The following is a 25,944-nucleotide window of genomic DNA, read 5'->3' as shown; positions in this document are numbered from 1 at the left end:
TGAGGTGGAACACATGGCGGAGGAAGCCCGCCCCGACGCGGCGCTCGGGCTGGAAGGCGTGCCGCACACCGGTGAGGCGATGACCGCGGACGGCATGCTCGTCGAGCCGCAGGCCGGGGACTTCCGCTCGGCGCAACAGGCGCCCAGCAACCCGGAGTGGTTCAAGGGCGCGGTGTTCTACGAAGTGCTGGTGCGCGCGTTCGCCGACTCGAACGGCGACGGCACCGGCGACCTGCGCGGCCTGGCCGGCCGGCTGGACTACCTGGCGTGGCTCGGCATCGACTGCCTGTGGCTGCCGCCGTTCTACGCGTCGCCGTTGCGCGACGGCGGGTACGACATCAGCGACTTCCGCGCCGTGCTGCCGGAGTTCGGCAGTGTCGAGGACTTCGTGTTCCTGCTGAACGAGGCGCACCGGCGGGGCATCCGGGTGATCACCGACCTGGTGCTCAACCACACCTCGGACGCGCACCCGTGGTTCCAGCAGTCCCGCAGCGACCCCGACGGCCCGTACGGCGACTACTACGTGTGGAGCGACGACGACTCCCGCTACGCCGACGCACGGATCATCTTCGTCGACACCGAGACGTCGAACTGGACCTACGACCCGGTGCGCGGCCAGTTCTACTGGCACCGGTTCTTCTCCCACCAGCCCGACCTGAACTTCGAGAACGTCGACGTCCAGAACGCGATGATCGACACCCTGCGCTTCTGGCTCGACCTGGGCATCGACGGGTTCCGCCTGGACGCCGTGCCGTACCTGTTCGAGCAGGAGGGCACCAACTGCGAGAACCTGCCGCGCACGCACGAGTTCCTGAAGCGCTGTCGCAAGGTCGTCGACGACGAGTACCCGGGGCGCATTCTCCTCGCCGAGGCGAACCAGTGGCCGTCGGACGTCGTCGAGTACTTCGGCGACCCGGCGGTCGGCGGCGACGAGTGCCACATGGCGTTCCACTTCCCGCTGATGCCGCGGATCTTCATGGCGGTGCGGCGGGAGTCGCGGTTCCCGATCTCGGAGATCATGACCCAGACCCCGGAGATCCCCAGCGGCAGCCAGTGGGGCATCTTCCTGCGCAACCACGACGAGCTGACCCTCGAGATGGTCACCGACGACGAGCGCGACTACATGTACGCGGAGTACGCCAAGGACCCGCGGATGAAGGCCAACATCGGCATCCGCCGCCGGCTGGCCCCGCTGCTGGACAACGACCGGAACCAGCAGGAGCTGTTCACCGCGATGCTGCTGTCCCTCCCGGGCTCGCCCGTTCTGTACTACGGTGACGAGATCGGCATGGGAGACAACATCTGGCTCGGTGACCGCGACGCGGTGCGCACACCCATGCAGTGGACCCCGGACCGCAACGCCGGGTTCTCCGCCTGCGACCCGGGCCGCATCTACCTGCCGGTGATCATGGACCCGGTGTACGGCTACCAGGGCCTGAACGTCGAGGCGCAGTCGAACAACGCGTCCTCGCTGCTCAACTGGACCCGGCGGATGATCGAGGTGCGCAAGCAGCACCACGCGTTCGCCGAGGGCGAGTTCGTCGACCTCGGCGGGTCCAACCCGAGCGTGCTGGCCTACAAGCGGCAGTGGCTGCGCCCGGACGGCGGCGAAGACGTCGTGCTCTGCGTGAACAACCTCTCCCGGTTCCCGCAGCCGGTGGAGCTGGATCTCTCCGCGCACCGCGGGTGCACGCCGGTGGAGCTCACCGGCGGCGTGCGGTTCCCCAGCATCGGGGACCTGTCGTACCTGCTGACGCTGCCGGGGCACGGCTTCTACTGGTTCCAGCTGACGAGCCCGGGAGACGAAGGCGAAACGAGGTGAGTCCCTTGTCCGACCCGCGTGAGCTGGTCGACGAACTGGCCGAGGACCTGAAGCGCTGGCTGCCGGAGCAGCGCTGGTTCGCCGGCAAGGACCGGCCGGTGACCGGTGTCCGGCCGCTCGGCGTGACCGAGCTGGTCGAAGGCGACCCGCAGCTGCTGCACGTGGTCGTCGAGGTCGCCCAGGGTGACCGGCGCGAGCCCTACCAGCTGCTCCTGGGCCGGCGGACGCACCCGCCGGAGATCTCGTCGGGCAGCTGGATCGGAGCGGCCGGCGGGGACCTCAACGCCTACGAGGCGGCCGGGGACCTGGACCTCACCGGCGTGCTGCTGGACCTGATGGCCACCGAAGGCCGCGTCGGCTCGCTGATCTTCGAGCGCGAGCCCGGCGTCGAGCTGGAAAGCGGCCTCCGGGCCCGACCGATCACGTCGGAGCAGAGCAACACCTCGCTGGTCTACGGCGGGCAGTACATCCTCAAGCTGTTCCGCAAGCTCACCCCGGGCAAGAACAAGGACCTGCTGCTGCACCGGGCGCTGCAGGGCGTCGGCAGCAAGCACATCGCGCAGGTGCTCGGCTCGATCACCGGCGACCTCGGCGGCGAGCCGACCACGGTCGGCATGCTCCAGCAGTTCGTCGCGGACGCCGTCGACGGCTGGGCGATGGCCACCACCAGCGTCCGCGACCTGATGGCCGCGCCGGAGCTGCACGCCGAGGAGGTCGGCGGCGACTTCGCCGGCGAGGCCGAGCGGCTCGGGCGCGCGGTCGCCGAGGTGCACGCCGACCTGGCCGAGGCGCTGGGCACCGAGGCGGTCGACGCCGACGAGCTGGAACGCACGATGAAGGCGATGGTCACCCGGCTGGAGCACCTCGCCGAGCGGGTGCCCGAGCTGGCGGAGCACGTCCCGGGGCTGAAGGCGGCGTTCGAGAAGCTGCGCATGCTGCCCGCCGACTCGGTGCGGATGCAGTTCATCCACGGCGACCTGCACCTCGGCCAGGTGCTGCGGACCGTCGGCGGCTGGCTGCTGATCGACTTCGAGGGTGAACCGGCGGCCCCGGTGGAGGAACGCCACGCGCTGCGGTCGCCGTTGCGCGACGTGGCGGGCATGCTGAGGTCGTTCGACTACGCGGCCCAGCAGCTGCTGGTCGGCCAGCCGGACGAGCCGGCGCTGGCCGCACGGGCCCAGGAGTGGTCCGACCGCAACCGGGCGGCGTTCTGCGAGGGGTACGCCGCGGTCGCGGCCGACCCGCGCGACCAGGGCGTGCTGCTGCGCGCCTTCGAACTGGACAAGGCGATCTACGAGGTGGGCTACGAGCACGCCAACCGGCCCGACTGGCTGGGTGTGCCGCTCGCTTCGATCGCCCGGATCACTAGCGGAGAGGGATGACGCCGTGAACGCCGTTCCGGAAGGCTTCCCCGCCGCGGCCCCGCCGGCCGCGGACATCGACCGGCTGCTCGCCGGGTCCCACCACGACCCGCACTCGGTGCTGGGTGTGCACGCCGTGGGCCGCGCCTTCGCGGCTCGCGCACTGCTGCCCGGCGCCAAGGCCGTCACGCTGCGGGCGGGGGAGCAGCGGTACCCGATGGAGCCCGTGATCGACGCGCTGTTCGCCGTCGCGGTGCCCGAGCACCCCGGCGACTACCGGCTGGAGGTCGAGTACGACGGGCACACCGTCACCTCCGACGACCCGTACCGCTGGCTGCCCACCGTCGGCGAGCTGGACCTGCACCTGATCGGGGAGGGCCGGCACGAGCGGCTCTGGGAGGCCCTCGGCGCGCACGTCCGGTCGTACGAGACGCCCCACGGCGACGTCGAGGGGACGTCGTTCGCGGTGTGGGCGCCGAACGCCCGCGGCATCCGCGTGATCGGCGACTTCAACGGCTGGGACGGGCGCGGGCACGCGATGCGCTCGCTCGGCTCGTCCGGGATCTGGGAGATCTTCGTGCCCGGCGTCGGCACCGGCACCTGCTACAAGTTCCGCATCCTCGGCGCCGACGGGAACTGGTACGAGAAGGCCGACCCGATGGCGTTCGGCACCGAGCAGCCGCCCGCGACGGCGTCGGTCGTCACCGGCACCGCGCACGCGTGGGAAGACGACGAGTGGGTCGCGCGGCGCGAGGCGACCCAGTGGGCGTCGGCGCCGATGAGCGTCTACGAGGTCCACCTCGGGTCGTGGCGGCCCGGCCTGGACTACCGCGAGCTGGCCGACCAGCTCGGCGACTACGTCCTCGAGACCGGCTTCACGCACGTGGAGCTGCTGCCGGTGTCGGAGCACCCGTTCGGGGGCTCCTGGGGCTACCAGGTGACGTCCTACTACGCGCCGACGTCCCGCTTCGGCTCCCCGGACGACTTCAGGTACTTCGTCGACCGCCTGCACCAGCGGGGGATCGGCGTGCTCGTGGACTGGGTGCCCGCGCACTTCCCGAAGGACAGCTGGGCGCTGGCGAAGTTCGACGGCACCGCGCTGTACGAGCACGCGGACCCGCGCCGTGGCGAGCAGCCCGACTGGGGCACGCTCGTGTTCGACTTCGGCCGCAACGAGGTCCGCAACTTCCTCGTGGCCAACGCGCTGTTCTGGATCGAGGAGTTCCACCTCGACGGCCTGCGCGTCGACGCGGTGGCGTCGATGCTCTACCTGGACTACTCCCGCAAGGACGGGGAGTGGCTGCCGAACCAGTACGGCGGCCGCGAGAACCTGGACGCGGTGAAGTTCCTGCAGGAGCTGAACGCGACCGTCTACAAGCGACACCCGGGTGTCGTGATGGTGGCGGAGGAGTCGACCGCGTGGCCGGGCGTCACGCGCCCGACGCACCTGGGCGGGCTCGGGTTCGGCTTCAAGTGGAACATGGGCTGGATGCACGACACGCTCCGGTACCTTTCGCACGAGCCGATCCACCGCGCGTACCACCACAACGAGATGACGTTCTCGCTCGTGTACGCGTGGAGCGAGAACTTCGTCCTGCCGCTGTCGCACGACGAAGTGGTGCACGGCAAGGGATCCCTGTGGGGCCGGATGCCGGGCGACGCGTGGAACAAGGCGGCCGGGCTGCGCTCGCTGCTGGCGTTCATGTGGGCGCACCCGGGCAAGCAGCTGCTGTTCATGGGCGGCGAGTTCGGCCAGGAAGGCGAGTGGTCCGAGCAGCGGTCGCTGGACTGGCACCTGCTGGAGGAGCCGCTGCACCGCGGCGTCCAGGAGCTGCTGCGGTCGCTGAACTCGGTGTACAAGTCGACTCCGGCGCTGTTCAGCCAGGACACGTCCCCGGACGGCTTCAGCTGGATCGACGCCAACGACTCCGGCGGCAACGTGCTCAGCTTCCTGCGCATCGGCGCCGACGGCTCGCGGCTGGCCTGCGTCGCCAACTTCGCCGGTGTCCCGCACCACGACTACCGGGTCGGCCTGCCGTCGGCGGGCCGCTGGCACGAGGTGGTCAACACCGACGCCGAAGCCTACGGCGGCTCGGGGGTCGGCAACCTCGGCACGGTGGAGGCCGTGGATTCACCGTGGCACGGCCAACCGGCCTCGGCCGTCCTCCAGCTCCCGCCGGCCGGCGTCCTCTGGCTCACCGAAGAGACCCCCGCCGACCCCGATCTCACGTGATCTGAGCCGTAACTCGCGTGATCGAAGCCGGAACTCACGAGTTCCGTCTCTGATCACGCGAGTTACGTGCTCGATCACGCGAGTTCCGGGTCCGATCATGGGGCCGGCGCAAAAATTCTTTCTGACGACGCGCGTCGCGGGCTTACCATCACTTCATGACCGGCGCCGGCGGCGTCCTCGCGAACCTGATCCTGTTCGCCGTGGTCTGCATTGCTCCCACGGTGCTCTTCTGGTGTGCCCTGCGCTTCCCCGCGCTCCTGCGCTGGGTGCGCGAGAAGCGTGTGAAGCCCCAGCCGCAAGGGCCGCCGATCGAACGGGTCGCCGCGGACCTGCGCCGGGTGCACCGGCTGCTGGCCGGTTATCCGTCCGGCACCCCGGCCGCGCGGCGGTTCGGCACGCGGCAGGCCTACGACGAGCTGCTCACCCAGGCCTGCCGCCAGATCGGCGTCCTGCACCGGCTCGAGGAGCTGCCCGAGGGGATGGACCGCGAGATCGAACGCCTGCGCGTCGAGCAGTCGCTGCGGGAGCGCGGCCTGGCCGTCCCCTGAGTTGTACGGGACGTGTACACCCGCCGGGCACGCTGCCGGCATGCGATTCCTGCTCGGCGTAGTGGCGGTCTTGCTGCTCAGCCTGACGACGACGGCCCAGGCCGCCGCGAACTTCCCCCGGCTCGACGCGGCCACCGTCGACGGTTACCGGCTCACCGCGGGGGACACCTTCGCCACCTACGGCAGCCGGGTCGCCGCGCTCGACCAGAAACTGCCGCCGCTCGGCCTCTCGACGCTGCTCGGCGACACCAACCGCAAGGCCCGCCCGCTCTGCCACGGCACGTACCTCGCCGCCGCGCTCAAGCCCGCCGGCTTCTGCTGGGAAGACGCCAACGACGACAAGACCAACGACTGGATCCCGCAGGGCCTCACCGGCTCCGGCGACGCCGAACCGGCGACCGGGACCGTCGGCGGCAAGCGCGTCGTCGTGACGTCGTGGCACACCCCCGGCGACACCATGGTCCGACTGTCCTTTGTGGACGCCACTGGCCTCGGCTACCGGCACGTCCTGCTCGTGGAACCGACGTCCGACAACAACTTCGCCGCGGTCGCCGGGCACGGGCACGGAATCACCTGGGCCGGCAACCTGCTCTACGTCGCGACCACCGGCGGCCTGATCCGCGTCTTCGACACCACGCACTTCTGGAAGGTCGACGCCAGTTCTGCGACCGTCGGCCTGGGCAGCGACGGCAAGTACCACGCCGCCTACTACGACTACGCGATGCCGCAGGTCGGCGCCTACTGGTACCCCGGCGGCGGCGCGTGCATCACGGCGACCGGCGCGCGGCCGTGCCTGTCGACGCTTTCCTTCGACCACACCGATTCCACGTTCGTCACCGCCGAGCACGTCCCGGCCGCGGCGGGCGGCCGGATCCTGCGCTGGCCGTTCGACCCGGCCACCGGCCGCCTGAAGCCGGCCGCCGACGGGCAAGTGCACGCGAAGGAGGGTTTCTCGTCACCGGTGTGGGGGATGCAGGGCGCGGTCTCCCGCAACGGCTACTTCGTGCTCACCGGCGTCTGCCCGGAGTACGCCGGGGTGGCCGGCGACCACCCGTCGTGCCTGCACGGCGGGGTCGGCGGCGTCTCGACGGCACGCCTGTCCGGGCAGGCGCCGGTGAACAGCCAGAACCTGTCCTACTGGCCGGCCACCGGTGAGCTGTGGCTGCTCAACGAGCAGCTCCGCGAGCGCGTGACAGTGCACGTCCCGTGGACGGCGCTCACCGGCCGGCCGTGACCGGCGTCAGAGCACGAGCTCGGCGAGCCGCTCTACACCGTCGATCTCGTCGGTGGCCGGGTTGAAGATCAGCTCGTCCGCGCCGAGGTCGGCGAACTCCTTGACCGCGGCCCGCACGGCGTCCGGTGTGGTGCGAATGTTGTCCACGACGACCTTGGCCATGTCGCCCATGTTGCTGTAGTAGTCGCCGACCTTCTCGCGTCCGGTGTCCGGCTCGCCGAGCGCGTAGTAGACGATGGCGACGAGCCGCGGCTCGCCGTCCCGGCCGCCTTCGCGCCAGGCTTCACGGGCCTTGTCGAACGCTCCGGCGACCATCGCGGGCGGCATCGAGCCGCCGACGTAACCCCGGCCCCACTTCGCCATCCGGGCCAGGGCGTTCGGCGCGAACCCGCCGAACAGCAGTGGCACCTCGCGGGTGCCGGGCGGCACCGCGGGGTTGTCGCCGCCGCCGACGGGTTTGCCGTTCCAGACGTCCCGGTAGACCTCGAGGTCGGCGTCGATCCGCTTGCCGAGCCCCTTCGGGCCGAGGCCATCGGTGACGAAGTCGTCCGGCCGGCCGCCGATCCCGATGCCCAGGGTGAGCCGGCCGCCGGAGACGCCGTCGATGCCGGCGATCTCCTTCGCCAGCAGCACGGGCGGCCACACGGTGCCGAGCAGGACGTTGCTGACCAGGCCGATCCGCGACGTGGCGCCGGCCGCGGCGGCCAGCGCGACGGTGTCCATCACGCCGGGGTAGGCGATCCGGCCGACGGTGCCGAGTGTGGCGAACCCGGCGGCTTCGGCGCGCGAAGCCCACTCGGGAAGGAGGGCCGGGCGCATGTCCCGGACCTGGTTCGGCAGTCCGATGCCGATCTGCATGAATACTCCTCGGAAGGAAAGTCGATCTTCCTTCCAAGATCCCGGAAAACGAAGAACCCCGCCACGATGGTGACGGGGTTCTTCGTTGTTCCGTAAGGAAATCAGTCGAGGTAGTCCCGGAGGACCTGCGACCGCGACGGGTGCCGGAGCTTCGACATCGTCTTCGACTCGATCTGCCGGATGCGCTCCCGGGTCACCCCGTACACCTGGCCGATCTCGTCGAGCGTGCGCGGCTGGCCGTCGGTGAGGCCGAAGCGCAGCCGGACCACACCCGCCTCGCGCTCGGACAGCGTCTGCAGCACCGACTGGAGCTGGTCCTGCAGCAGCGTGAACGACACCGCGTCGACCGCGACGACCGCTTCGGAGTCTTCGATGAAGTCACCGAGCTGCGAGTCGCCCTCGTCGCCGATCGTCTGGTCGAGCGAGATCGGCTCACGCGCGTACTGCTGGATCTCCAGGACCTTCTCCGGGGAGATGTCCATTTCCTTGGCGAGCTCCTCGGGCGTCGGCTCGCGGCCGAGGTCCTGCAGGAGTTCGCGCTGTATACGGCCGAGCTTGTTGATGACCTCGACCATGTGCACCGGGATGCGGATGGTGCGGGCCTGGTCGGCCATCGCGCGGGTGATCGCCTGGCGGATCCACCACGTGGCGTACGTCGAGAACTTGTAGCCCTTGGTGTAGTCGAACTTCTCCACCGCGCGGATCAGGCCGAGGTTGCCCTCCTGGATCAGGTCCAGGAACGCCATGCCGCGGCCGGTGTAGCGCTTGGCCAGCGACACCACGAGCCGGAGGTTCGCCTCCAGCAGGTGGTTCTTGGCACGCTCGCCGTCACGCACGATCCACTTGAGATCGCGGCGCATCTGGGTGACGAGCTTCTCGCCCTCCTCCTCGGCGGTGCGCACGCGCTCGGCGGCGTAGAGCCCGGCCTCGATCCGCTTGGCGAGCTCCACCTCCTCCTCGGCGTTCAGCAGCGCGACCTTGCCGATCTGCTTGAGGTAGGCACGCACGGAGTCGGCCGACGCGGTGAGCTCGGCGTCCTTGCGCGCCTGGCGCAGGGCTTCCGACTCCTCCTCGTCCCAGACGAAGTCCGGGTTGTCGGAGCTCTTGGCCGCGGCCGCCGTGTCGGCGGCCGCGCCGCGACGACGCTGCGCCGGGGTCTCCTCGTCGTCATCGTCATCGTCGTCGGCCGAATCGGCCTCCGGCTCGTCGGTGACCGTTTCGTCGACGACGTCGACCTCGACCTCTTCCAGGTCCGACAGGTCGGGCGTGTCGAGCTCGGCCTCGTCGAGCTCGGCGGGACCGTCCGGCTCGCCGTCGGCGCCCTTGGTCGCAGGCTTCTTCGCCGGTGCCTTCTTGGCCGGCGCCTTCTTGGCGGTGGTGGTCTTGCGCGCCGCTGGCTTCGCCGTCCCGGTGGCTGCCTCTTCGGCGGCCGGCTCGCCGGCTGCGGTCGCTGTCTTCGTCCCGCCTCGGGTTGCGGTTCTTGCGGCTGCCACTTACGCCCTTTCGCAGCGGTCGATCATGACGAGCAGCGGACACGGGGTCGCTGCTGCCTCACATTCGGGGAACACGCCTCGGCCTGCGGTTTTGGCCTCCGCAGCCGTGGGCCGTGTTCCATTGTAACGACGGTACGCGCATGCGTCGCGAAGCGATCACCCTCCGGGCCGCCGGCGGGCCCGGATCGCGCCCCGTGCTAGTGCTCGATGCCCTCGGCCGCGGCCGCCGCGGCGCCCACGATTCCAGCGTTGTTCTGCAGCGTCGCGACCAGCACCGGAGTGCGGAGGTCCAGCAGCGGCACCCATTTCTCGGCCTTCTTGCTGACCCCGCCGCCGACGATGAACAGATCCGGCCAGATCAGGTTTTCGAGCACGGTCAGATAACGGTGCACCCGCTTGGCCCATTCGGGGTAGGACAGGCCCTCGTTGTCCTTCACCGACGCGGCCGCGCGCTTCTCGGCGTCGTGGCCGTCGATCTCCAGGTGGCCGAACTCGGTGTTCGGGACGAGCTTGCCGTCCTGGAACACCGCGCTGCCGATGCCGGTGCCGAAGGTGAGCAGCGCCGTGACGCCCTTGCGCGCGACCGGGTCGCCGAAGCGGACCTCCGCCATGCCCGCCGCGTCGGCGTCGTTGAGCATCGCGACCTGGTCGACGCCGACCCCGAGCCGCTTGGCGAACAGCGCGTCCGCGTCGGTGCCGATCCACTGCTTGTCGATGTTGGCCGCGGTGTGCGCGACGCCCTTCTTGACCACCGCCGGCAGCGTCACGCCGACCGCGCCGGTCCAGCCCGCCTGGGTCACGATTTCGGCGACGACGTCCGCCACCGCCGACGGGGTCGACGGCTTCGGCGTCTCGATCCGGATCCGGTCGCCGATGAGCTGCCCCTTGTCCAGGTCGACCAAGGCACCCTTGATCCCGCTGCCGCCGATGTCGATGCCGAAACCTCGGCGGGTCGCCTCCACCACGGACGTGGTCCCTTCTCGCACGATTCAGAAGCCTGCCTCGGAGACTTTAACCGGATGTGGTGACATGGCGGACGTGGGAGTTGACGAGTCGTTGCTGAAAAGCGTCGCGGAGCAGGTCGCGACGGAGGCCGCCAGGCTGGTTCGCACCGCCTGGGAAGAGATGGCGGGGGGTCGGTCGGTCGCGGTGGACACCAAGTCCGCCGACACCGACGTGGTGACCGCGGTCGACCACGAGTCGGAACGGCTCGTGCGCGCGCGCCTGGCCGAGCTGCGCCCGGGTGAGCCGGTGCTGGGCGAGGAGGGCGGCGGCGCGGCCGGCGACGGCGTGACCTGGGTGGTCGACCCGATCGACGGGACGGTCAACTTCCTCTACGGCCTGCCGTGGTTCGCGGTGTCGGTGGCGGCGCAGGTCGGCGGGGTCTCGCTGGCCGGCGCGGTCGTCGAGCCGGTGAGCGGCCGCGTGTGGTCGGCGGCCCGCGGCCAGGGTGCGTTCCTGGACGGCCGCCGGCTGGCCGTGTCGGCGCCGGCGCGGCTGGAGCTGACGCTCGTGGGCACCGGGTTCGCGTACTCGGCCGAGCGGCGGAGGCGGCAGTCGCGGTTCGCGGCGGAGCTGGTGGGCCGGGTGCGCGACATCCGCCGCAACGGAGCGGCGTCGCTCGACCTGTGCGCGGTGGCGGCGGGCTGGCTGGACGCCTACGTCGAGCACGGGCTGCACCGCTGGGACTGGGCGGCCGGGGCGCTGATCGCGGCGGAGGCAGGCGCGGAGGTGTTCGTCCCGGGTTCGGTGCCGGAACTGGGCGCGGACGCGACGTACGCGGCGGCGCCGTCGATCGCGGACCCGCTGCGGAAGGCACTCGTGGACTGCGGCGCGGCGGAGGTCTGACGGGTTCGCCAAGCGAAACCGGACGACTCGCGTACCTGGACGGCCGACTCGTGTACCCGGACGGACGACTCGCGTACCCAGGGAGTCGGCTCGCGTGCCTGGAGGGTCGTCTCAAACGCCCCAATGTGGCGTTGGGTGCATCTGACGCACCGAACGCCACATTGGGTGCGTTGGATGCACCGAACGCCACATTGGGTGCGTTGGACGCACCCAACGCCACATTGGGGCGCTCGAGGGTGAGGTTCAGCAGGCGACGTCGCGGGCCGAGGCCAGCAGCGTCTGGTCGATGACCGGGGCCTGGCCGCCGGCCGACTGCTCGTTGCTGCCGCCGCCCTGGTGGGCCTTGGACCACTCGGCGAGCTGGGTGAGGATCTGGCGGGCCTCGGCGCGGGGCCGGAGGTCGCCGAAGAGCGTGCCCGTCACCAGGTCGACGCTCGCGTCCTTGCGGTTGTCCTGGACCAGCTCGGCGCACGGCACCACGAGGCTGAGCGTCCGGGCCGCGGTGACGCCGTTCTCGCCGAAGCGGATCTGGCCGCGGCACTTGGCCTCGCGGCCTTCGTAGGCGGGGTCGTTGCCGGGCTCACCGGCGCCGGTGAAGCCGAGCTCCTTCAGCGACGTCGTCGTGATGCCACCCTGGCCGCGGGTGCTCGAGGCGTTGAGCACCTTCACCGCGACCTTGTCGGGCGGGACCGGCGCGCGGTCGTCGAGCGCGGTGTGGGGGAGGGTGTTCAGCGTGACACCCGGCGGCGGGCTGGCCGGCGGGTCGCAGCGGACGGCCTCGTCGACGTCGCCCTTGCCGACGGCGGCGTTGATCCAGACGATGATCGCGCCGAGGGCCAGTACGCCGATCACGATCAGCGCCGGCAGCGGCTTGTGCTTGCGATACGGCCGCGCCCCACGGTCCCCGATGCCGTTCCCCGACGCCACCTGCCCGTCCCTTCCCGAACGCCGAAACCGCACGGTGCGCACCGGCACCGTCGTGGCCGATGAGCCTAGGCGTAACGACCGGCGCCCGGCGTCCCGGGGCACCCCGCTGGTTCCCGGTGTCCTGACCGCGGTCCGAGGCGTCGCCCGGGACCGATCCCCGTGCGGCGATCGCACCACGACGGGGACCGCCGGAGCAAGCGGACACGGGCCGCGCGTGAAGTTCTCCACCCGGGGGCAACCCGAATGGACGACAACGCGTCTTACCTGCGGGTTCCCCCTGTCGGGTGACGATTCCCGGGCAATGTCTGACTCGTTGCAGAACGCGCGGGGCGGTGAGCTACCCTTCCCGGGCTCCGGCCGCAGGAAGAGGCGCAAAAGAAGAGACCTCGGTCACTTCGGCCGTCGGGCACAAACAGCGGCCCTGGAACGTTGACCAGCGGCACGGCGGACTTTCGGGCGCACCCGGGGGTCCGGGAAAACGACTACACAAGCTGATCGCAGGGGTGAGGGACACATGGCTACCGACTACGACGCTCCGCGCCGCAGCGAAGCCGACGAGCTGGCCGAAGACTCGTTGGAGGAGCTCAAGGCCCGGCGGAACGAGAACCAGTCCGGCGTCGTCGACGTCGACGAGGACGCGACCGCCGAGAACTTCGAGCTGCCGGGTGCCGACCTCTCCGGGCTTTCCGGTGAGGACATGACCGTGAAGGTGGTGCCGAAGCAGGCGGACGAGTTCACCTGCTCCGTGTGCTTCCTGGTGCACCACCGCAGCCGGCTGGCCGAGGAGAGCGGCGGACGCCTGATCTGCCGCGACTGCGCCTGACACGCGCGGGATCTCGACCAGGGTTCAGGGGACGAACAGACGCGACGGAGGGCCCTGAGGGACAGGGGAGGGCTCGAAGCGCGCTGGGGACAAGGGGGCCGGCCGGGCAGGCCGGCCCCCTTCCCATGTCCTGGCTCAGGCGCCCTTGAGCAGCTCGGCGACCCGCTCGGGGTGCCGGGTGCTGAACAGCCAGTACGGCGTCGGGTCCTCGGCGTCGGTGAGCCGGATCCGGACGACCGGGCCGACCCAGCCGCGGTGCAGCACGAAGGCGGCGGGGTCGCCGTCACGGCCGAGGGCCTTGCGCTTGGCTTCCTTGTCGAAGATCTCCACCTCGCCGACGTAGCGCAGCGGCAGGTGCGCGTCGCCGACCCACAGCTCCGGCTCGTCACCGCCGGTGACCCGGACCTTCGACCGGCCGAGTGACAGCAGCAGCGCCACGACGACCGGCAGCGCGATCACGTACGGCAGCCACGCCCGGATCCCCGGGTACCCGAGGTCGATCTCGGCGGCCAGCAGGATCGCGCCCAGCACCGGCAGCGGCCAGCCCCACCACGGGACGTAGAGCCGCTCGGAGTGCCGGACCGCGGCGCTCGCGGCCGTCTTCGCTGATTCACCCACGGGTAGAGAGTAATCTCGCCGCCCGTGTCCAGCGTTCAGGTACTCCTCTCCCGGCTCGACCCGGATGTCCCGCTGCCCGCCTACGCCCGACCGGGCGACGCGGGCGCCGATCTCGTCACCACCTCGGATATCGTCCTCGAGCCCGGGGAACGCGGGGTGGTCGGCACCGGCGTCGCGATCGCGCTCCCCCCGGGTTACGCGGGGTTCGTCCACCCGCGGTCGGGCCTGGCCGCCCGGGTCGGCCTCTCGGTGGTGAACACGCCGGGCACGATCGACGCGGGGTACCGCGGGGAGATCAAGGTCTGCCTGATCAACCACGACCCGGTGCACCCGGTGAAGCTCACGCGCGGCGACCGCATCGCCCAGCTGGTCGTGCAGCGGGTCGAGGTCGCCGAGTTCGTCGAGGTCGCCGAGCTCGACGCCACCGAACGGGGTGCCGGCGGCTACGGCTCCACGGGCGGACACGCCACACTGGGAGCAGACGCGCTCGCCGCGAGCGCCGGGGCTGGGGAAGGAACGGAGAAGTAGTGGGGATTTTCGGACGCAAGCGGCGGACCGAGGGCGGGTCCGGCGGAAGGCACGGCGCGCCCGAGGCCGACGACACGATCGAGGACGAGGCGTACGACGAGGAGGACGAGCTGTCGGACGTGTCCGACGGGCCGTTCGACGTCGCGGACTTCGAGGACGACGGCGTCCCGCGGATCGACCTCGGCTCGGTGAAGGTGCCGGTGCCGGACGGCTCCCAGGTGCAGGTCGAGATGGACCCGGAGACCGGGGGCGTGCGTGCCGTGCACGTCGTCACCGAGCAGGGCCAGATCACGGTCAGCGCCTACGCCGCGCCGCGCACGGGCGGGCTCTGGCGGGAGGTCAGCACCGAGCTGGCCGAGCAGCTGCGGGCCGACGGCGCCAAGGTCAACATCGGCCGCGGTGTGTGGGGCCTGGAGATCTCGGCCATCGTCGGCGACGTCTCGCTGCGCTTCGTCGGCATCGACCGGCCGCGCTGGATGCTGCGCGGCGTCATCGCCGGGCCGCAGTCGGAGGCCGCGGCGGCGGTGGAGGTGCTGCGGGGGATCGTCCGCCGGACGATCGTCGACCGCGGCGACGCGCCGATGCCGGTCCGCACCCCGCTGACCATCACGCTGCCGGAAGCCGTCGCGGAGCACATCGCGGCGCAGCAGGAGCAGGGCTGACCCCACCCGATGTCCTGAAGGGCACCTTCACGGCTTGAGACGCCCTGAAGGTGCCCTTCACGGTTTTTGCGCCGCCCGGAGGTAGGCCAGGACCGTCGCGCGGCCCAGGGACTCGCGCTCGGCACCCAGCGCCGTGAGCGTCGTCTCGCCGAGGGCCGCGCGGGGGAGTGCCGCGGCCCACTCCGATGCGACTTTCGTCGGGTGGATCGGGTCGTCGGTGCAGGTGCCGATCCCGGCCGGGACGGCCAGCGCCGCCAGCTCGTCCAGGGTCGGCGCCGGGCGGCTGGCCGCGACCCGCAGACCGGCCGCGAGCCCGTCGCCGTGGCGCCGCCACGCCCGGTCCAGCTCCGCCCGCAGCCAGTCCGGGCTGCCCGCGGTCTGCGCCAGGGCCGCGTCCACCCCGGAACCGGCCACCAGATCCGCGGACAGCGTCGCGGCCAGCGACGCGGGTGCTGAGCCGGGGACGCCGTTCCAGGCCGGGAGCGCGGCCAGCAGGCCCCCGCAACGGCCCGGGTTGCGCACCGCCCACTCCGCGGCCAGGTGCGCGCCGAACGAAATGCCGCCGACGAGCAGTTCGCCGTATTCGTCCGCCAGCGCGTCCAGGGTCGCCAGGTAGCCGTCGGCGAGGGCCGCACCGGCCGGCGGCGGTGGCGCGATGAGCGGGACACCGAGGGCGCGCAGAGGGCCGGCGAAGACCGCCCGGACGAACACCTCGTCCGAGCCGGTGCCGGGCAGGAGCACCGCGGCGGGAACCTTGATTGCGGACGTCACGTTGCGATCTTTGCGCAAAGGCGTTTCCCTGGCGGGGACCGCAGTACGCTGGAATCGCACGGGCCGCAAGCAGTTTGTCGCCGGGCCCCGGAGCACAGGAGCACCTATGTCCGCCAAAGACGGCGGCTACTTCAGCCGGTTGGTACGCAAGCTGACCAGCGACGTCGATGAGCTCGACGCCGACGAGATGTCGATGAGGTCCGGCGCCGAGGGCGCGCAGCGGGCCTGTGACTGCCGTTCCGGCGAAGAGGTCACCGTGATGGGGAGACTCCGCAGCGTGGAGCTCTGCCCGACGAACGAGGCCGCCACGCTGGAGGCGGAGCTGTTCGACGGGACACAGGGCGTGACGCTAATCTGGCTCGGCCGCCGCCGGATCCCGGGCATCGAGCCTGGCCGGACGATCAAGGTGCGCGGCCGGATGGCCGAGCGTGACGGCCAGAAGGTGCTGTACAACCCCTATTACGAGCTCCAGAGCCCAGTGAGTTGATCACCTATCGTGACTGATCCCGCCCCGAGCGAGAAGAAGACCGACAGCGGCGAAGACGAGCCGCAGCCGACCCTGCTGGAGCAGATGGGCGGCGTGTCCGGCCTGATCTACTCCTCGCTGCCGGTGATCGTGTTCGTGCTGGCCAACTCGTTCTTCGGGCTGACCGCGGCCATCTGGACCTCGATCGGCAGCGCGGTGGCCATCACCGTGCTGCGAGTGGTCCGCAAGGAGCCGCTGCAGCCGGCGATCTCCGGGTTCTTCGGCGTCGCGATCGCCGCGTTCATCGCCTACCGGACGGGGTCGGCGAAGGGGTTCTTCCTCTTCGGGATCTACGCCAGCCTGGTCTACTGCGGCATCTTCGTGCTGTCCGTGGTGGTCCGCCGGCCGATCGCGGGTGTCGTCTGGAACATGCTCAACGGCACCGGCCAGGCGTGGCGCAAGGACAAGCCGTCCCGCTACGGCTACGACGTCGCCACGCTGGCCATGGCGCTGATCTTCGCCGCCCGGTTCGTCGTGCAGCGGTGGCTCTACCAGGAGGACTACACCGGCTGGCTGGCCTTCGCGAAGATCGCCATGGGCTACCCGCTCTACGCGCTGGGCCTGCTGGTGGTCGTCTGGGCGGTCCGGCGCTCGGACAAGCGGCTGAAAGCCCTGGCCGAGGACGAGCCGAAGCCGGAGACCGACGCCGAGGTCGAAGCCCGGCTGCGCGAAAAGTACGCAGCCCCCGAAGCCTGAGTCCACGAGAAAGGCCCCCGACGCTCGTCGGGGGCCTTTCTCGTGAGCGTCAGTAACCCAGGGCCGTCCGGATCTCCGGTTCGACGTCCGCGGTGGCCACGAACAGCAGCTCGTCGCCCGGCTCCAGGGGGTCCTCCGGCTGCGGCACGATCACGCGGTCGCCGCGCAGGATGGTCACCAGGGCCGCGTCGCGGGGGAGCTGGACGGCGCTCACCGGCTTGCCGGCCAGCGGGGTCTCTGCCGGCAGGGTGAGCTCGACGAGGTTCGCGTTGCTCTGCCGGAACGTCATCAGCCGCACCAGGTCGCCGACGCTGACCGCCTCCTCGACCATCGCCGCGAGCATCCGCGGGGTCGAGACGGCGACGTCGACACCCCAGGCGTCGGTGAACAGCCACTCGTTGGCCGGGTTGTTGACCCGCGCCACGACGCGCCGGACCGCGAACTCCGTCTTGGCCAGCAGCGAGACCACGAGGTTCGCCTTGTCGTCGCCGGTGGCGGCGATGACGACGTCGCACTGCTCGATCCCGGACTCCTCCAGGGTCGACACCTCGCAGGCGTCACCCAGCACCCAGTCGGCCTCCTCGACGGTGTGCGGCTCGAACTGGTCGGCCTCCCGCTCGATGAGCATCACCTGGTGCCTGCCGTCGATCAGCTCGGCGGCGATGGAACGGCCGACGGCGCCCGCCCCGGCAATCGCGACCCGCATCAGTCCTCGTCCTCCGGTTCGCGCTGCGCCACGCTCGTGACGTCGCTGACGGTGCCCGAGCGCGCGGCCACCCACACGTCGTCCTCGGCCTGGAGCACGGTCTTGGTGTCCGGCAGCACGGCGGTGCCGAAGCGCATGATGAACGCCACCCGCGCGCCGCTGGCCTCCTGCAGGGACCGGACGGAGTGCCCGACCCAGCCCTCGTGCAGCGGCAGCTGCAGCAGCGCGACATTGCCCGACGGGTCCCGCCACGCCGACGCGACGCCGTCCGGCAGCAGGGTGCGCAGGAACCGGTCGGTGGTCCACGGCACGGTCGCCACCGTCGGGATGCCCAGCCGCTCGTACACGGCCGCGCGCTTGTGGTCGTAGATCCGCGCGACGACGTGCTCGATGCCGAAGTTCTCGCGGGCGACCCGCGCGGAGATGATGTTCGAGTTGTCGCCGCTGGAGACCGCGGCGAACGCGCCGGCCCGCTCGATGCCCGCTTCGATCAGCACCTTGCGGTCGAACCCGACCCCGACGACCTGCTGGCCGTGGAAGTCGCTGCCGAGCCGCCGGAACGCCTGCTGGCTCTTGTCGATGACGGCCACCTCGTGGCCGAGCCGCTCCAGCGCAGCGGCCAGGGACGCGCCTACCCGGCCGCATCCCATGATCACCACGTGCACGCCCTGCCTCCTCGTTCGGCGGTTACCCGTCCGTTCCTACCCCGACATGCCAGCGCCGAACCTACCGTGCGCCCGGCCGGTTAGTCTTTCGTGGTGTCGAAGTTCCCGACCGTGCTGAAACGGCTGGTCCTCGGACGTCCCTTCCGAAGTGACCGGCTGGCCCACACGCTCCTGCCGAAGCGCATCGCGCTGCCGATTTTCGCGTCCGACGCGCTCTCGAGCGTGGCGTACGCGCCCGAAGAGATCTTCCTGACGCTGAGCGTCGCGGGCCTGTCCGCGTACGCGCTGGCGCCGTGGATCGGCATCGCCGTCGCGCTGGTCATGCTCGTCGTCGTCGCCTCCTACCGGCAGAACGTGCACGCCTACCCGAGCGGCGGCGGTGACTACGAGGTCGCCAACACGAACCTGGGCGGCAAGTTCGGGCTGACCGTCGCGAGCGCGCTGCTCGTCGACTACGTGCTGACCGTCGCAGTGTCCACTTCGTCCGGTGTGGCCAACATCGGGTCGGCCGTGCCCTGGGTGGCGCAGCACAAGGTGCTGGCGTCCATCGTGATCGTGGCGGTGCTGACCGCGTTGAACCTGAGGGGCATCCGGGAGTCGGGGAAGGCCTTCGCGATCCCGACATACGGCTTCATCATCGGCATTCTGGTCATGGTCGTGTGGGGGCTGGTCCAGGCGGCCACCGGTAACGAGATGAAGGCCGAGAGCGCCGGGTTCACGCTGAACGCCGAGGGGACCTTCGCGGGAGTGGCCTACGCGTTCCTGGTGCTGCGGGCGTTTTCCTCCGGGGCCGCGGCCCTGACCGGGGTCGAGGCGATCAGCAACGGCGTGCCGGCGTTCCAGAAACCCAAGTCGAAGAACGCCGCGACCACGCTGCTGATGATGGGCCTGCTCGCGGTCACCATGCTCGTCGGCATCATCACCCTCGCCACGATCACCGACGTGAAGTTCGCCGAGGACCCGGCCGAGCAGCTCGTCGGCGCGCCCGCCGGCTACGAGCAGAAGACGATCGTCGCGCAGATCGCGCACGCGGTGTTCGCCGACTTCCCGCCGGCGTTCTACTACGTCTCCTTCTCCACCGGCATCATCCTGCTGCTGGCCGCGAACACCGCGTTCAACGGCTTCCCGGTGCTCGGCTCGATCCTGGCGCAGGACCGCTACCTGCCGCGGCAGCTGCACACCCGCGGCGACCGGCTGGCCTTCTCCAACGGGATCCTGTTCCTGTCGGCCTTCGCGCTGGTGCTGATCATCGCGTTCGACGCCGAGGTGACCCGGCTGATCCAGCTGTACATCGTGGGTGTGTTCGTGTCGTTCACGGTGAGCCAGGCCGGCATGATCCGGCACTGGAACCGGTTGCTGGCCAGGGAAAGCGACCCGGGCGTGCGGCGCCGGATGCGGCGCTCCCAGACGGTGAACGCGATCGGCCTGACCATGACCGGCACCGTGCTGGTGATCGTGCTGATCACCAAGTTCCTGCTCGGCGCGTGGATCGCGATCGCCGCGATGGTGGCGATCTTCGTGCTGATGACCGCGATCCGGAAGCACTACGACCGCGTCGCCGACGAGCTGAAGGACCTGGGCGACACCCCGACCGTGCTGCCGTCGCGCAACCACGCGATCGTGCTGGTGTCCAAACTGCACCGGCCGACGCTGCGCGCGCTGGCCTACGCCAAGGCGATGCGCCCGGACGTGCTCGAGGCCGTGACGGTCAATGTGGACGACGCGGACACCCGCCGGCTCACCGTCGAGTGGGACGCGCACAAGTTCAAGGTGCCGCTGAAGGTGGTCGAGTCGCCCTACCGCGAAATCACGAAGCCGGTGCTCGACTACGTGAAGCGCGTGCGCGGGGACAACCCGCGCAACGTGGTCACGGTGTTCATCCCGGAGTACGTGGTCGGGCACTGGTGGGAGCAGGTGCTGCACAACCAGAGCGCGCTGCGGCTCAAGGGCCGCCTGCTGTTCCAGCCGGGCGTGATCGTGGCCAGCGTGCCGTGGCAGCTGGAATCGTCGGCCAAGGCGGCCGCACGCGTCCGGAACGAGCGGCCGGCGGCCGGCGACGTCCGGCGTGGTTTCTCACCCAACGGCACCCCGCCCGTCACCCCCGCGCCGAAACCCAAGGAGCCCGCAGAATGACGAGCTGGCTGGGCCGGGTCCTCGAGGTCGAGGTCGGCGCGGTGGCCCACGGTGGCCATTGTGTGGCCCGTGCGGAAGGCCGGGTCGTGTTCGTCCGGCACGCGCTGCCGGGTGAGCAGGTCCGCGTCGAAGTCACCGAAGACAACGGCGGTTCGTTCTGCCGCGGCGACGCGGTGGAGGTGCTTTCGGCGTCGCCGGAACGCGTCACACCGCCGTGCCCGCTCGCCGCGCCCGGTGCGTGCGGCGGCTGCGACTGGCAGCACGCGTCGCCTGACTATCAGCGTTCGTTGAAGGCGGCGGTGGTCGCGGAGCAGCTTTCGCGGCTGGCCGGGATCGAGCGCGAGGTTGTCGTCGAAGCTCTCGACGGCGGGCCGCTCGACTGGCGCAGCCGCGTCCGGCTGGTCGCCGGGCGCGACGGGCGCGCGGGCCTGCGTGCCCACCACAGCCACCGCGTGGTGGCCCTCGAAGACTGCCCGATCGCGGTGCCCGGGGCGCTCGACGACGTCCTCGCGCGGCGCTGGCGGCCGGGCAGCGAGGTGGAGGTCACCAGCGACGGTGACGGCGGTGTCCACGTGCGGGAGCTGTCGACGGTGCGCGGCAAGGTCCGGGCCCGGCAGCTGGCCGGCGGAGTGGCCGTGCAGCACGCGGCCGGCCGCGACTGGCGCCTCGACGCGCACGGCTTCTGGCAGGTCCACCCGGCGGCGGCGTCGACGCTGGCCGGCGTCGTGGCGAAGTGGGCGGAGGCGCCCGAGGGCGGCTCGGCCTGGGACCTCTACGCCGGGGTCGGGCTGTTCGCGTCGGTCCTGGCCGGCCAGGTCGGCACCACGGGCCGGGTCCTGGCCATCGAGTCCGGGCGGCGCGCGGTCGCCGACGGCGAGAAGAACCTGGCGGACCTGCCGCAGGTGTCCTGGCAGGCCGGGCGCGTCGAGGACGTGCTGGCATCGGCGCCCAAGCCGGTCGACGTGGTCGTCCTGGACCCGCCCCGCAAGGGCGCGGGCAAGGCGGTGGTCGAGTCGATCGTGGCCGGCCAGCCGGACCGCATCGTGTACGTGGCGTGCGACCCGGCGGCGCTGGCCCGCGACGTGGCGTTCTTCGGCGCGCACGGGTACGCGCTGACGGACCTGCGGGCGTTCGACGCCTTCCCGATGACGCACCACGTGGAGTGCGTGGCGCTGCTGTCCTGAGTTTTTTGTCGGTGGTGCGGGTCACACTGTGCGGGTGACTGCTTTGGACGACTTCGACCGGGCCGCCGAGATGGTGAATCGGCGAGTCCGAGCGCCGAGCCTGGGTGGAACTGGCCCGGCGAGACCGCGACGGAATTGGCTTCCTGCGGGGCCGAACCGCCTTTCGCGCCGTCCGTGACCACTCGTGGAATCGGCGTCGAGCTGTGCGAGCCGAGATCAGTCCGCGCCGGCCGGTCGAGCTCGGCGTGCCGCGAACGCCGCCGCCAGGCCGGTTGCCGTCATCGCCACTCCCGAGGCCAGCAGCACCCACGCCCCGGCTCCCGGCACGATGCGGGCCGCCGGCTGGATGCGTGTCACTCCCGGGAGGGTCACCACCAGGTGCCGCAGCACCACGCCCGTCACCACCAAACCGGGCAGGCACGCCAGCGCCAGGGGCTCGTCCTGGCGGCGGGCGAACGTCAGGTACGTCAAGGTGGCCGCCAGCAGCACCGCCGCCGCGCAGACCAGGCGCAGGCCCAGGGCCATTTCCGGGTCGGGGGTGCCAGGGGGCAGCAGCCCCGGGTAGTCGGCCGTGCGCAGCGTGAGACCCGCGATCACCCCGAGCCCGGCCGCGGCCACCACCACGGCTCGCGGCCCTCGAAACTGCGTCACGCAGGCAGCATAAAGCGCGGGAAACGGCTTTCCGATCACCTTTTCCGCGTTGGGCCGTTCGGTCGATCCCGATCGAGGGACGGGCTCAGCCGGCGAACCAGCGCTGCGGCGCCGGGCGCAGGTTCTGGTAGATGTGCTTCGTCTCGGTGTACTCGGCCAGCCCCGTCGGGCCCAGCTCGCGGCCGAACCCGGACTGCTTGTACCCGCCCCACTCGGCCTGCGGGAGGTACGGGTGGAAGTCGTTGATCCACACCGTGCCGTGCCGCAGCCGGTTGGCGACGCGCTGCGCCCGCGCGGCGTCCTGGGTGAACACCGCGCCGGCCAGGCCGTAGTGGGTGTCGTTGGCGATGCGGACGGCGTCGTCCTCGTCGGTGAACGTCTCGACCGTCAGCACCGGCCCGAACGACTCCTCGACCACCGCCGTCGACCCCTGTTTCACCTGGTCGAGGATGGTCGGGAGGTAGTAGAAGCCGTCGGCCAGCGACGGGTCCTCCGGCCGCCGCCCGCCGGTCCGGAGCACCGCGCCCTCGGCCAGTGCGGCCGCGACGTAGGCCTCGATCTTCGCCCGGTGCGCCGCCGAGATCAGCGGCCCGGTCTCGGCGCGGGGGTCGAACGGCCCGCCGAGGCGGATCCGCTCGGCCCGGCGCACCAGCTCGGCGACGAACTCCTCGTGCCACTCGCGCTGCACGATCAGCCGCGTGCCCGCCGAGCACACCTGGCCGGAGTGCAGGAACACCGCGGTCAGCGCGTAGTCGACCGCCGTCTCGAAGTCGGCGTCGGCGAAGACCACGTTCGGGTTCTTACCGCCCAGTTCGAGGGCCACTTTCTTGACCGTGCCGGCGGCCGCGGCGGCGATCGTCCGGCCGGTCGCCAGCCCGCCGGTGAACGACACCAGGTCGACGTCCGGGTGCTCGGCCAGCGGCGCGCCGACCTCGGCGCCCGCGCCCAGCACCAGGTTCGCGACGCCGGGCGGCAGGCCCGCCTCGGTCAGCAGCTTCATGAACAGGATCGCCGTGTGCGGGGTCAGCTCGCTGGGCTTGAGGACGAACGTGTTGCCCGCGGCCAGCGCCGGTGCGATCTTCCACACGGTCTGCAGCAGCGGGTAGTTCCACGGCGTGATCAGCCCGCAGACGCCGACCGGCTCGTGCACGATGCGGCTGAAGGCGTCCGGGTTGCCGGTGTCGACGACGCGGCCGGCCTCCTGCGCCGCGAGCTTGCCGAAGTAGCGCAGGCAGGCGGCGATGTCGGCCATGTCGTAGCGGCTCTCGACCAGGCGCTTGCCGGTGTCGAGCGACTCGGCGCGGGCGAACGCCTCGGCGTCGCGGTCGAGCAGTTCCGCGGTGCGCAGCAGCAGGTCACCGCGCAGGTGCGCGGCCGTGCCGGGCCACGGGCCGGTGTCGAACGCCCGCCGCGCCGCGGCGATGGCGGCCTCGGTGTCCTTGGCGGTTCCCTCGGCGACCGACGCCACCAGGGAGCCGTCGGCGGGGCAGCGGATCTCCCGTCGTGCGCTTCCTGTCGCGTCGACCCATTCGCCACCGATGAAGAAATCCGCCATGCCGACCATTCTCACGGCCACACCGCGTGACCGCCACAGCGCGATGGGGAGACGAGGTTCACCCCGCGTGATGAAGAGCGGTCGCGCTCCGGCTGTGACGCCGGACGCGGCGGGCGGAACCGCACTGGCGGGTCTCCGTAGACTGGCCGGAACGTGGGCGGGTCGAGCAAGTGAGGTGGAGACGGGTGACGATGCTGGAGTCCCTGAGCGGACCGGCGGACCTGAAGCGCATGAGTGTCGAGGACCTCGGCGAACTGGCTGCCGAGATCCGGGACTTCCTCGTCGACAAGGTCCGCCGCGCGGGCGGGCACCTGGGGCCGAACCTCGGCGTCGTCGAGCTGACCCTCGCGCTGCACCGGGTCTTCGACTCGCCGCGCGACGCGCTCGTCTGGGACGTCGGGCACCAGGCGTACGTGCACAAGATCGTCACCGGCCGGGCCGACGGTTTCGACCGGCTGCGCCAGACCGGCGGGGTCACCGGTTACCCGTCGCGCGCGGAGAGCGAGCACGACTGGGTGGAGAGCAGCCACGCGTCGTCCGGACTGTCCTATGTGGACGGCCTGGCGAAGGCGTTCGCGCTGGACGGCGGCGGGCGGCACGCGGTCGCCGTCGTCGGGGACGGCGCGCTCACCGGCGGCATGTGCTGGGAGGCGCTCAACAACATCGCCGCGCACCGCGACCGCCCGGTCGTCATCGTCATCAACGACAACGGCCGGTCGTACTCGCCGACCATCGGCGGGGTGGCCGACCACCTCGCCGCGCTGCGCCTGCAGCCGGGCTACGAGCGGCTGCTCGACGGCGGCCGCGAGATCCTCCGGCACACCCCGGTCGTCGGCCGGCCGATCTACGCCGCGCTGCACGCCGCGAAGGCCGGGCTGAAGGACGCGCTGAGCCCGCAGGCGATGTTCTCCGACCTCGGCCTGAAGTACCTCGGCCCGGTCGACGGCCACGACCAGGTGGCGCTGGAGAAGGCCCTGCACAGCGCGAAGGCGTTCGGCGGCGCGGTGATCGTGCACGTGGTGACCGAGAAGGGCCACGGGTACGCGCCCGCGGTCAACAACGAGCACGACCAGATGCACCAGACCGACCCGATCGACCCGGAGACCGGCCTGCCGCCGGTGAAGGGCCCGAGCTGGACCGGCGTGTTCGGCGACGAGCTGGCGAAGATCGGCGCCGACCGCGAGGACGTCGTCGCGATCACCGCGGCGATGCTGCGCTCGACCGGGCTGGACAAGTTCGCCGAAGCGTTCCCGGACCGCTGGTACGACGTCGGCATCGCCGAGCAGCACGCGGTCACCTCGGCCGCCGGGCTCGCGATGGGCGGGCTGCACCCGGTCGTCGCGATCTACTCGACGTTCCTCAACCGCGCGTTCGACCAGGTGCTGATGGACGTCGCGCTGCACCGCCAGCCGGTGACGCTGGTGCTGGACCGCGCCGGCATCACCGGGCCGGACGGGCCGAGCCACCACGGCATGTGGGACCTTTCGCTGCTCGGCATGGTGCCGGGCATGCGCGTCGCCGCCCCGCGTGACCCCGCGACGCTGCGCGAAGAGCTGCGAGAGGCCGTCGCGGTGTCCGACGGGCCGACCGCGCTGCGGTTCTCGAAGGGCAAGGTCGGCACCGACGTCACCGCCGTCGAGCGGATCGGCACGGTCGACGTGCTGCGCCGCCCGGTCGAAGGTGCCGACGTGCTGCTGGTGACGGTCGGCGCGTTCGCGACCCTGGGCCTGGCCGCGGCCGACCGGCTGGCCGATCAGGGCATCGGCGTGACGGTCGTCGACCCGCGCTGGGTGCTGCCGGTGCCGGCCGAGCTGGTCGCGCTGGCGTCGCAGCACAAGCTGGTGGTGACGGTCGAGGACAGCGGCCGCCACGGCGGCTTCGGCTCGGCGCTGGCGGCGATGTTCCGCGACGCCGAGTGCGACGTGCCGCTGCGGGATCTGGCGGTGCCGCAGACGTTCCACGAGCTCGGGAGCCGGGACGAGGTCCTGGGGCGTATCGGGCTGACGGCTCAGGACGTGGCTCGCCGGGTGACGGAGTGGGCTTCCCGGCTGGGCTCGGTTTCGGAGCCGGCGGCTGAAGAGAAGGACGCTAACCGCAGCTGA

24 protein-coding genes are annotated in these 25,944 nt (G+C 71.3%); 14 read left to right on the top strand and 10 right to left on the bottom strand.

Going from position 1 to position 25,944, the window contains the following annotated elements; translation table 11 throughout:
- The first annotated feature begins 13 nt into the window (after positions 1–13).
- From treS to ACIA5G_RS17270, 5 genes are all read left to right on the top strand, one after another.
- Positions 14–1,822, top strand: coding sequence for a maltose alpha-D-glucosyltransferase (gene treS / locus ACIA5G_RS17290; protein WP_395924080.1), 1,809 nt, complete (start codon positions 14–16; stop codon positions 1,820–1,822).
- A gap of 5 nt (positions 1,823–1,827) precedes the next feature.
- Positions 1,828–3,204, top strand: a complete 1,377-nt coding sequence (locus tag ACIA5G_RS17285; RefSeq protein ID WP_395924078.1) for a phosphotransferase — start codon at positions 1,828–1,830, stop codon at positions 3,202–3,204.
- Between the two features lie 4 nt (positions 3,205–3,208).
- Positions 3,209–5,416 (top strand): 1,4-alpha-glucan branching protein GlgB, encoded by a 2,208-nt coding sequence (gene glgB / locus ACIA5G_RS17280; protein WP_395924076.1) that lies wholly within the window; start codon positions 3,209–3,211, stop codon positions 5,414–5,416.
- Positions 5,417–5,571: 155 nt separating this feature from the next.
- Positions 5,572–5,964 (top strand): hypothetical protein, encoded by a 393-nt coding sequence (locus ACIA5G_RS17275; RefSeq protein ID WP_395924074.1) that lies wholly within the window; start codon positions 5,572–5,574, stop codon positions 5,962–5,964.
- A gap of 40 nt (positions 5,965–6,004) precedes the next feature.
- Entirely contained in the window at positions 6,005–7,198 is a 1,194-nt protein-coding gene (locus ACIA5G_RS17270; RefSeq protein WP_395924072.1) for a hypothetical protein, read from the top strand.
- Between the two features lie 6 nt (positions 7,199–7,204).
- Here ACIA5G_RS17270 and ACIA5G_RS17265 read toward each other — a convergent pair whose 3' ends face one another.
- The 3 genes from ACIA5G_RS17265 to ppgK all read right to left on the bottom strand — a co-directional run bounded on the left by ACIA5G_RS17265 (position 7,205) and on the right by ppgK (position 10,514).
- Positions 7,205–8,056, bottom strand: coding sequence for an LLM class flavin-dependent oxidoreductase (locus ACIA5G_RS17265; RefSeq protein ID WP_395924070.1), 852 nt, complete (start codon positions 8,054–8,056; stop codon positions 7,205–7,207).
- A 101-nt stretch (positions 8,057–8,157) separates the two neighbouring features.
- Positions 8,158–9,549 carry an RNA polymerase sigma factor gene (locus tag ACIA5G_RS17260; protein ID WP_395924068.1) on the bottom strand — a complete coding sequence of 464 codons (1,392 nt, stop codon included), beginning with the start codon at positions 9,547–9,549 and terminating at the stop codon, positions 8,158–8,160.
- A gap of 197 nt (positions 9,550–9,746) precedes the next feature.
- Entirely contained in the window at positions 9,747–10,514 is a 768-nt protein-coding gene (gene ppgK / locus ACIA5G_RS17255) for a polyphosphate--glucose phosphotransferase (RefSeq protein WP_395924929.1), read from the bottom strand.
- Between the two features lie 64 nt (positions 10,515–10,578).
- On the opposite strand from ppgK, the gene ACIA5G_RS17250 reads away from it, so the two are divergent.
- Entirely contained in the window at positions 10,579–11,397 is an 819-nt protein-coding gene (locus ACIA5G_RS17250) for an inositol monophosphatase family protein (protein WP_395924066.1), read from the top strand.
- 243 nt (positions 11,398–11,640) lie between these two features.
- On the opposite strand, the gene cei is transcribed toward ACIA5G_RS17250, so the two are convergent.
- On the bottom strand, positions 11,641–12,324 hold the full coding sequence (gene cei / locus ACIA5G_RS17245) for an envelope integrity protein Cei (protein WP_395924064.1): 684 nt from the start codon (positions 12,322–12,324) through the stop codon (positions 11,641–11,643).
- 514 nt (positions 12,325–12,838) lie between these two features.
- Between cei and ACIA5G_RS17240 the strand changes: the two genes are divergently transcribed.
- The gene (locus ACIA5G_RS17240) at positions 12,839–13,147 is read left to right on the top strand and encodes a DUF4193 domain-containing protein (RefSeq protein ID WP_086676737.1); all 309 of its coding nucleotides are present in this window, start codon (positions 12,839–12,841) and stop codon (positions 13,145–13,147) included.
- Positions 13,148–13,282: 135 nt separating this feature from the next.
- Here the strand turns inward: ACIA5G_RS17240 and ACIA5G_RS17235 are convergent, their stop codons facing one another.
- Positions 13,283–13,765 carry a DUF3093 domain-containing protein gene (locus tag ACIA5G_RS17235; RefSeq protein WP_395924062.1) on the bottom strand — a complete coding sequence of 161 codons (483 nt, stop codon included), beginning with the start codon at positions 13,763–13,765 and terminating at the stop codon, positions 13,283–13,285.
- Positions 13,766–13,789: 24 nt separating this feature from the next.
- Between ACIA5G_RS17235 and dut the strand changes: the two genes are divergently transcribed.
- On the top strand, positions 13,790–14,293 hold the full coding sequence (gene dut / locus ACIA5G_RS17230; protein ID WP_395924060.1) for a dUTP diphosphatase: 504 nt from the start codon (positions 13,790–13,792) through the stop codon (positions 14,291–14,293).
- Positions 14,293–14,955, top strand: coding sequence for a DUF3710 domain-containing protein (locus ACIA5G_RS17225; protein WP_395924058.1), 663 nt, complete (start codon positions 14,293–14,295; stop codon positions 14,953–14,955). Before dut ends, ACIA5G_RS17225 begins: the two co-directional genes overlap by 1 nt.
- 57 nt (positions 14,956–15,012) lie before the next feature.
- Here the strand turns inward: ACIA5G_RS17225 and ACIA5G_RS17220 are convergent, their stop codons facing one another.
- Positions 15,013–15,696: an alpha/beta fold hydrolase gene (locus ACIA5G_RS17220; protein ID WP_395924927.1), complete on the bottom strand. Its 684-nt coding sequence runs from the start codon at positions 15,694–15,696 to the stop codon at positions 15,013–15,015.
- A 136-nt stretch (positions 15,697–15,832) separates the two neighbouring features.
- On the opposite strand from ACIA5G_RS17220, the gene ACIA5G_RS17215 reads away from it, so the two are divergent.
- Positions 15,833–16,213: an OB-fold nucleic acid binding domain-containing protein gene (locus tag ACIA5G_RS17215; RefSeq protein WP_072480405.1), complete on the top strand. Its 381-nt coding sequence runs from the start codon at positions 15,833–15,835 to the stop codon at positions 16,211–16,213.
- Between the two features lie 9 nt (positions 16,214–16,222).
- Positions 16,223–16,948: a DUF3159 domain-containing protein gene (locus ACIA5G_RS17210; RefSeq protein ID WP_395924055.1), complete on the top strand. Its 726-nt coding sequence runs from the start codon at positions 16,223–16,225 to the stop codon at positions 16,946–16,948.
- 49 nt (positions 16,949–16,997) lie between these two features.
- Here ACIA5G_RS17210 and ACIA5G_RS17205 read toward each other — a convergent pair whose 3' ends face one another.
- Both ACIA5G_RS17205 and ACIA5G_RS17200 read right to left on the bottom strand, forming a co-directional pair.
- Positions 16,998–17,654 (bottom strand): potassium channel family protein, encoded by a 657-nt coding sequence (locus tag ACIA5G_RS17205; protein WP_395924053.1) that lies wholly within the window; start codon positions 17,652–17,654, stop codon positions 16,998–17,000.
- Complete coding sequence (locus ACIA5G_RS17200; protein WP_395924051.1) at positions 17,654–18,319, bottom strand: potassium channel family protein; 666 nt, start codon at positions 18,317–18,319, stop codon at positions 17,654–17,656. Before ACIA5G_RS17200 ends, ACIA5G_RS17205 begins: the two co-directional genes overlap by 1 nt.
- Before the next feature lie 93 nt (positions 18,320–18,412).
- On the opposite strand from ACIA5G_RS17200, the gene ACIA5G_RS17195 reads away from it, so the two are divergent.
- Together ACIA5G_RS17195 and ACIA5G_RS17190 are read left to right on the top strand one after the other, a co-directional pair.
- A complete protein-coding gene (locus ACIA5G_RS17195; RefSeq protein ID WP_395924049.1) occupies positions 18,413–20,452 on the top strand; it encodes an APC family permease in 2,040 nt (679 codons plus the stop codon).
- Entirely contained in the window at positions 20,449–21,636 is a 1,188-nt protein-coding gene (locus ACIA5G_RS17190; protein WP_395924047.1) for a class I SAM-dependent RNA methyltransferase, read from the top strand. Before ACIA5G_RS17195 ends, ACIA5G_RS17190 begins: the two co-directional genes overlap by 4 nt.
- Positions 21,637–21,852: 216 nt before the next feature.
- Here the strand turns inward: ACIA5G_RS17190 and ACIA5G_RS17185 are convergent, their stop codons facing one another.
- A complete protein-coding gene (locus ACIA5G_RS17185; protein WP_395924045.1) occupies positions 21,853–22,287 on the bottom strand; it encodes a hypothetical protein in 435 nt (144 codons plus the stop codon).
- Positions 22,288–22,372: 85 nt separating this feature from the next.
- Positions 22,373–23,842, bottom strand: coding sequence for an aldehyde dehydrogenase family protein (locus ACIA5G_RS17180; RefSeq protein ID WP_395924043.1), 1,470 nt, complete (start codon positions 23,840–23,842; stop codon positions 22,373–22,375).
- 185 nt (positions 23,843–24,027) lie between these two features.
- Here ACIA5G_RS17180 and dxs point away from each other — a divergent pair, with 185 nt between their 5' ends.
- Positions 24,028–25,944, top strand: a complete 1,917-nt coding sequence (dxs, locus tag ACIA5G_RS17175; protein WP_395924041.1) for a 1-deoxy-D-xylulose-5-phosphate synthase — start codon at positions 24,028–24,030, stop codon at positions 25,942–25,944.

This window comes from Amycolatopsis sp. NPDC051758 (genome assembly GCF_044453095.1).
In the GTDB taxonomy this organism is placed as follows: domain Bacteria; phylum Actinomycetota; class Actinomycetes; order Mycobacteriales; family Pseudonocardiaceae; genus Amycolatopsis.
Note: the sequence above shows the minus strand (reverse complement) of the source record. Positions and strands in the feature narration are given on the sequence as shown.

Bases quoted from the DNA above. Each gene is read 5' to 3' on its own strand.
- treS (WP_395924080.1), top strand. From the start codon at position 14: ATGGCGGAGGAAGCCCGCCCCGACGCGGCGCTCGGGCTGGAAGGCGTG.
- ACIA5G_RS17275 (WP_395924074.1), top strand. From the start codon at position 5,572: ATGACCGGCGCCGGCGGCGTCCTCGCGAACCTGATCCTGTTCGCCGTG.
- ACIA5G_RS17270 (WP_395924072.1), top strand. From the start codon at position 6,005: ATGCGATTCCTGCTCGGCGTAGTGGCGGTCTTGCTGCTCAGCCTGACG.
- ACIA5G_RS17265 (WP_395924070.1), bottom strand. From the start codon at position 8,056: ATGCAGATCGGCATCGGACTGCCGAACCAGGTCCGGGACATGCGCCCG.
- ACIA5G_RS17250 (WP_395924066.1), top strand. From the start codon at position 10,579: ATGGCGGACGTGGGAGTTGACGAGTCGTTGCTGAAAAGCGTCGCGGAG.
- ACIA5G_RS17240 (WP_086676737.1), top strand. From the start codon at position 12,839: ATGGCTACCGACTACGACGCTCCGCGCCGCAGCGAAGCCGACGAGCTG.
- ACIA5G_RS17215 (WP_072480405.1), top strand. From the start codon at position 15,833: ATGTCCGCCAAAGACGGCGGCTACTTCAGCCGGTTGGTACGCAAGCTG.
- ACIA5G_RS17205 (WP_395924053.1), bottom strand. From the start codon at position 17,654: ATGCGGGTCGCGATTGCCGGGGCGGGCGCCGTCGGCCGTTCCATCGCC.
- ACIA5G_RS17190 (WP_395924047.1), top strand. From the start codon at position 20,449: ATGACGAGCTGGCTGGGCCGGGTCCTCGAGGTCGAGGTCGGCGCGGTG.
- ACIA5G_RS17180 (WP_395924043.1), bottom strand. From the start codon at position 23,842: ATGGCGGATTTCTTCATCGGTGGCGAATGGGTCGACGCGACAGGAAGC.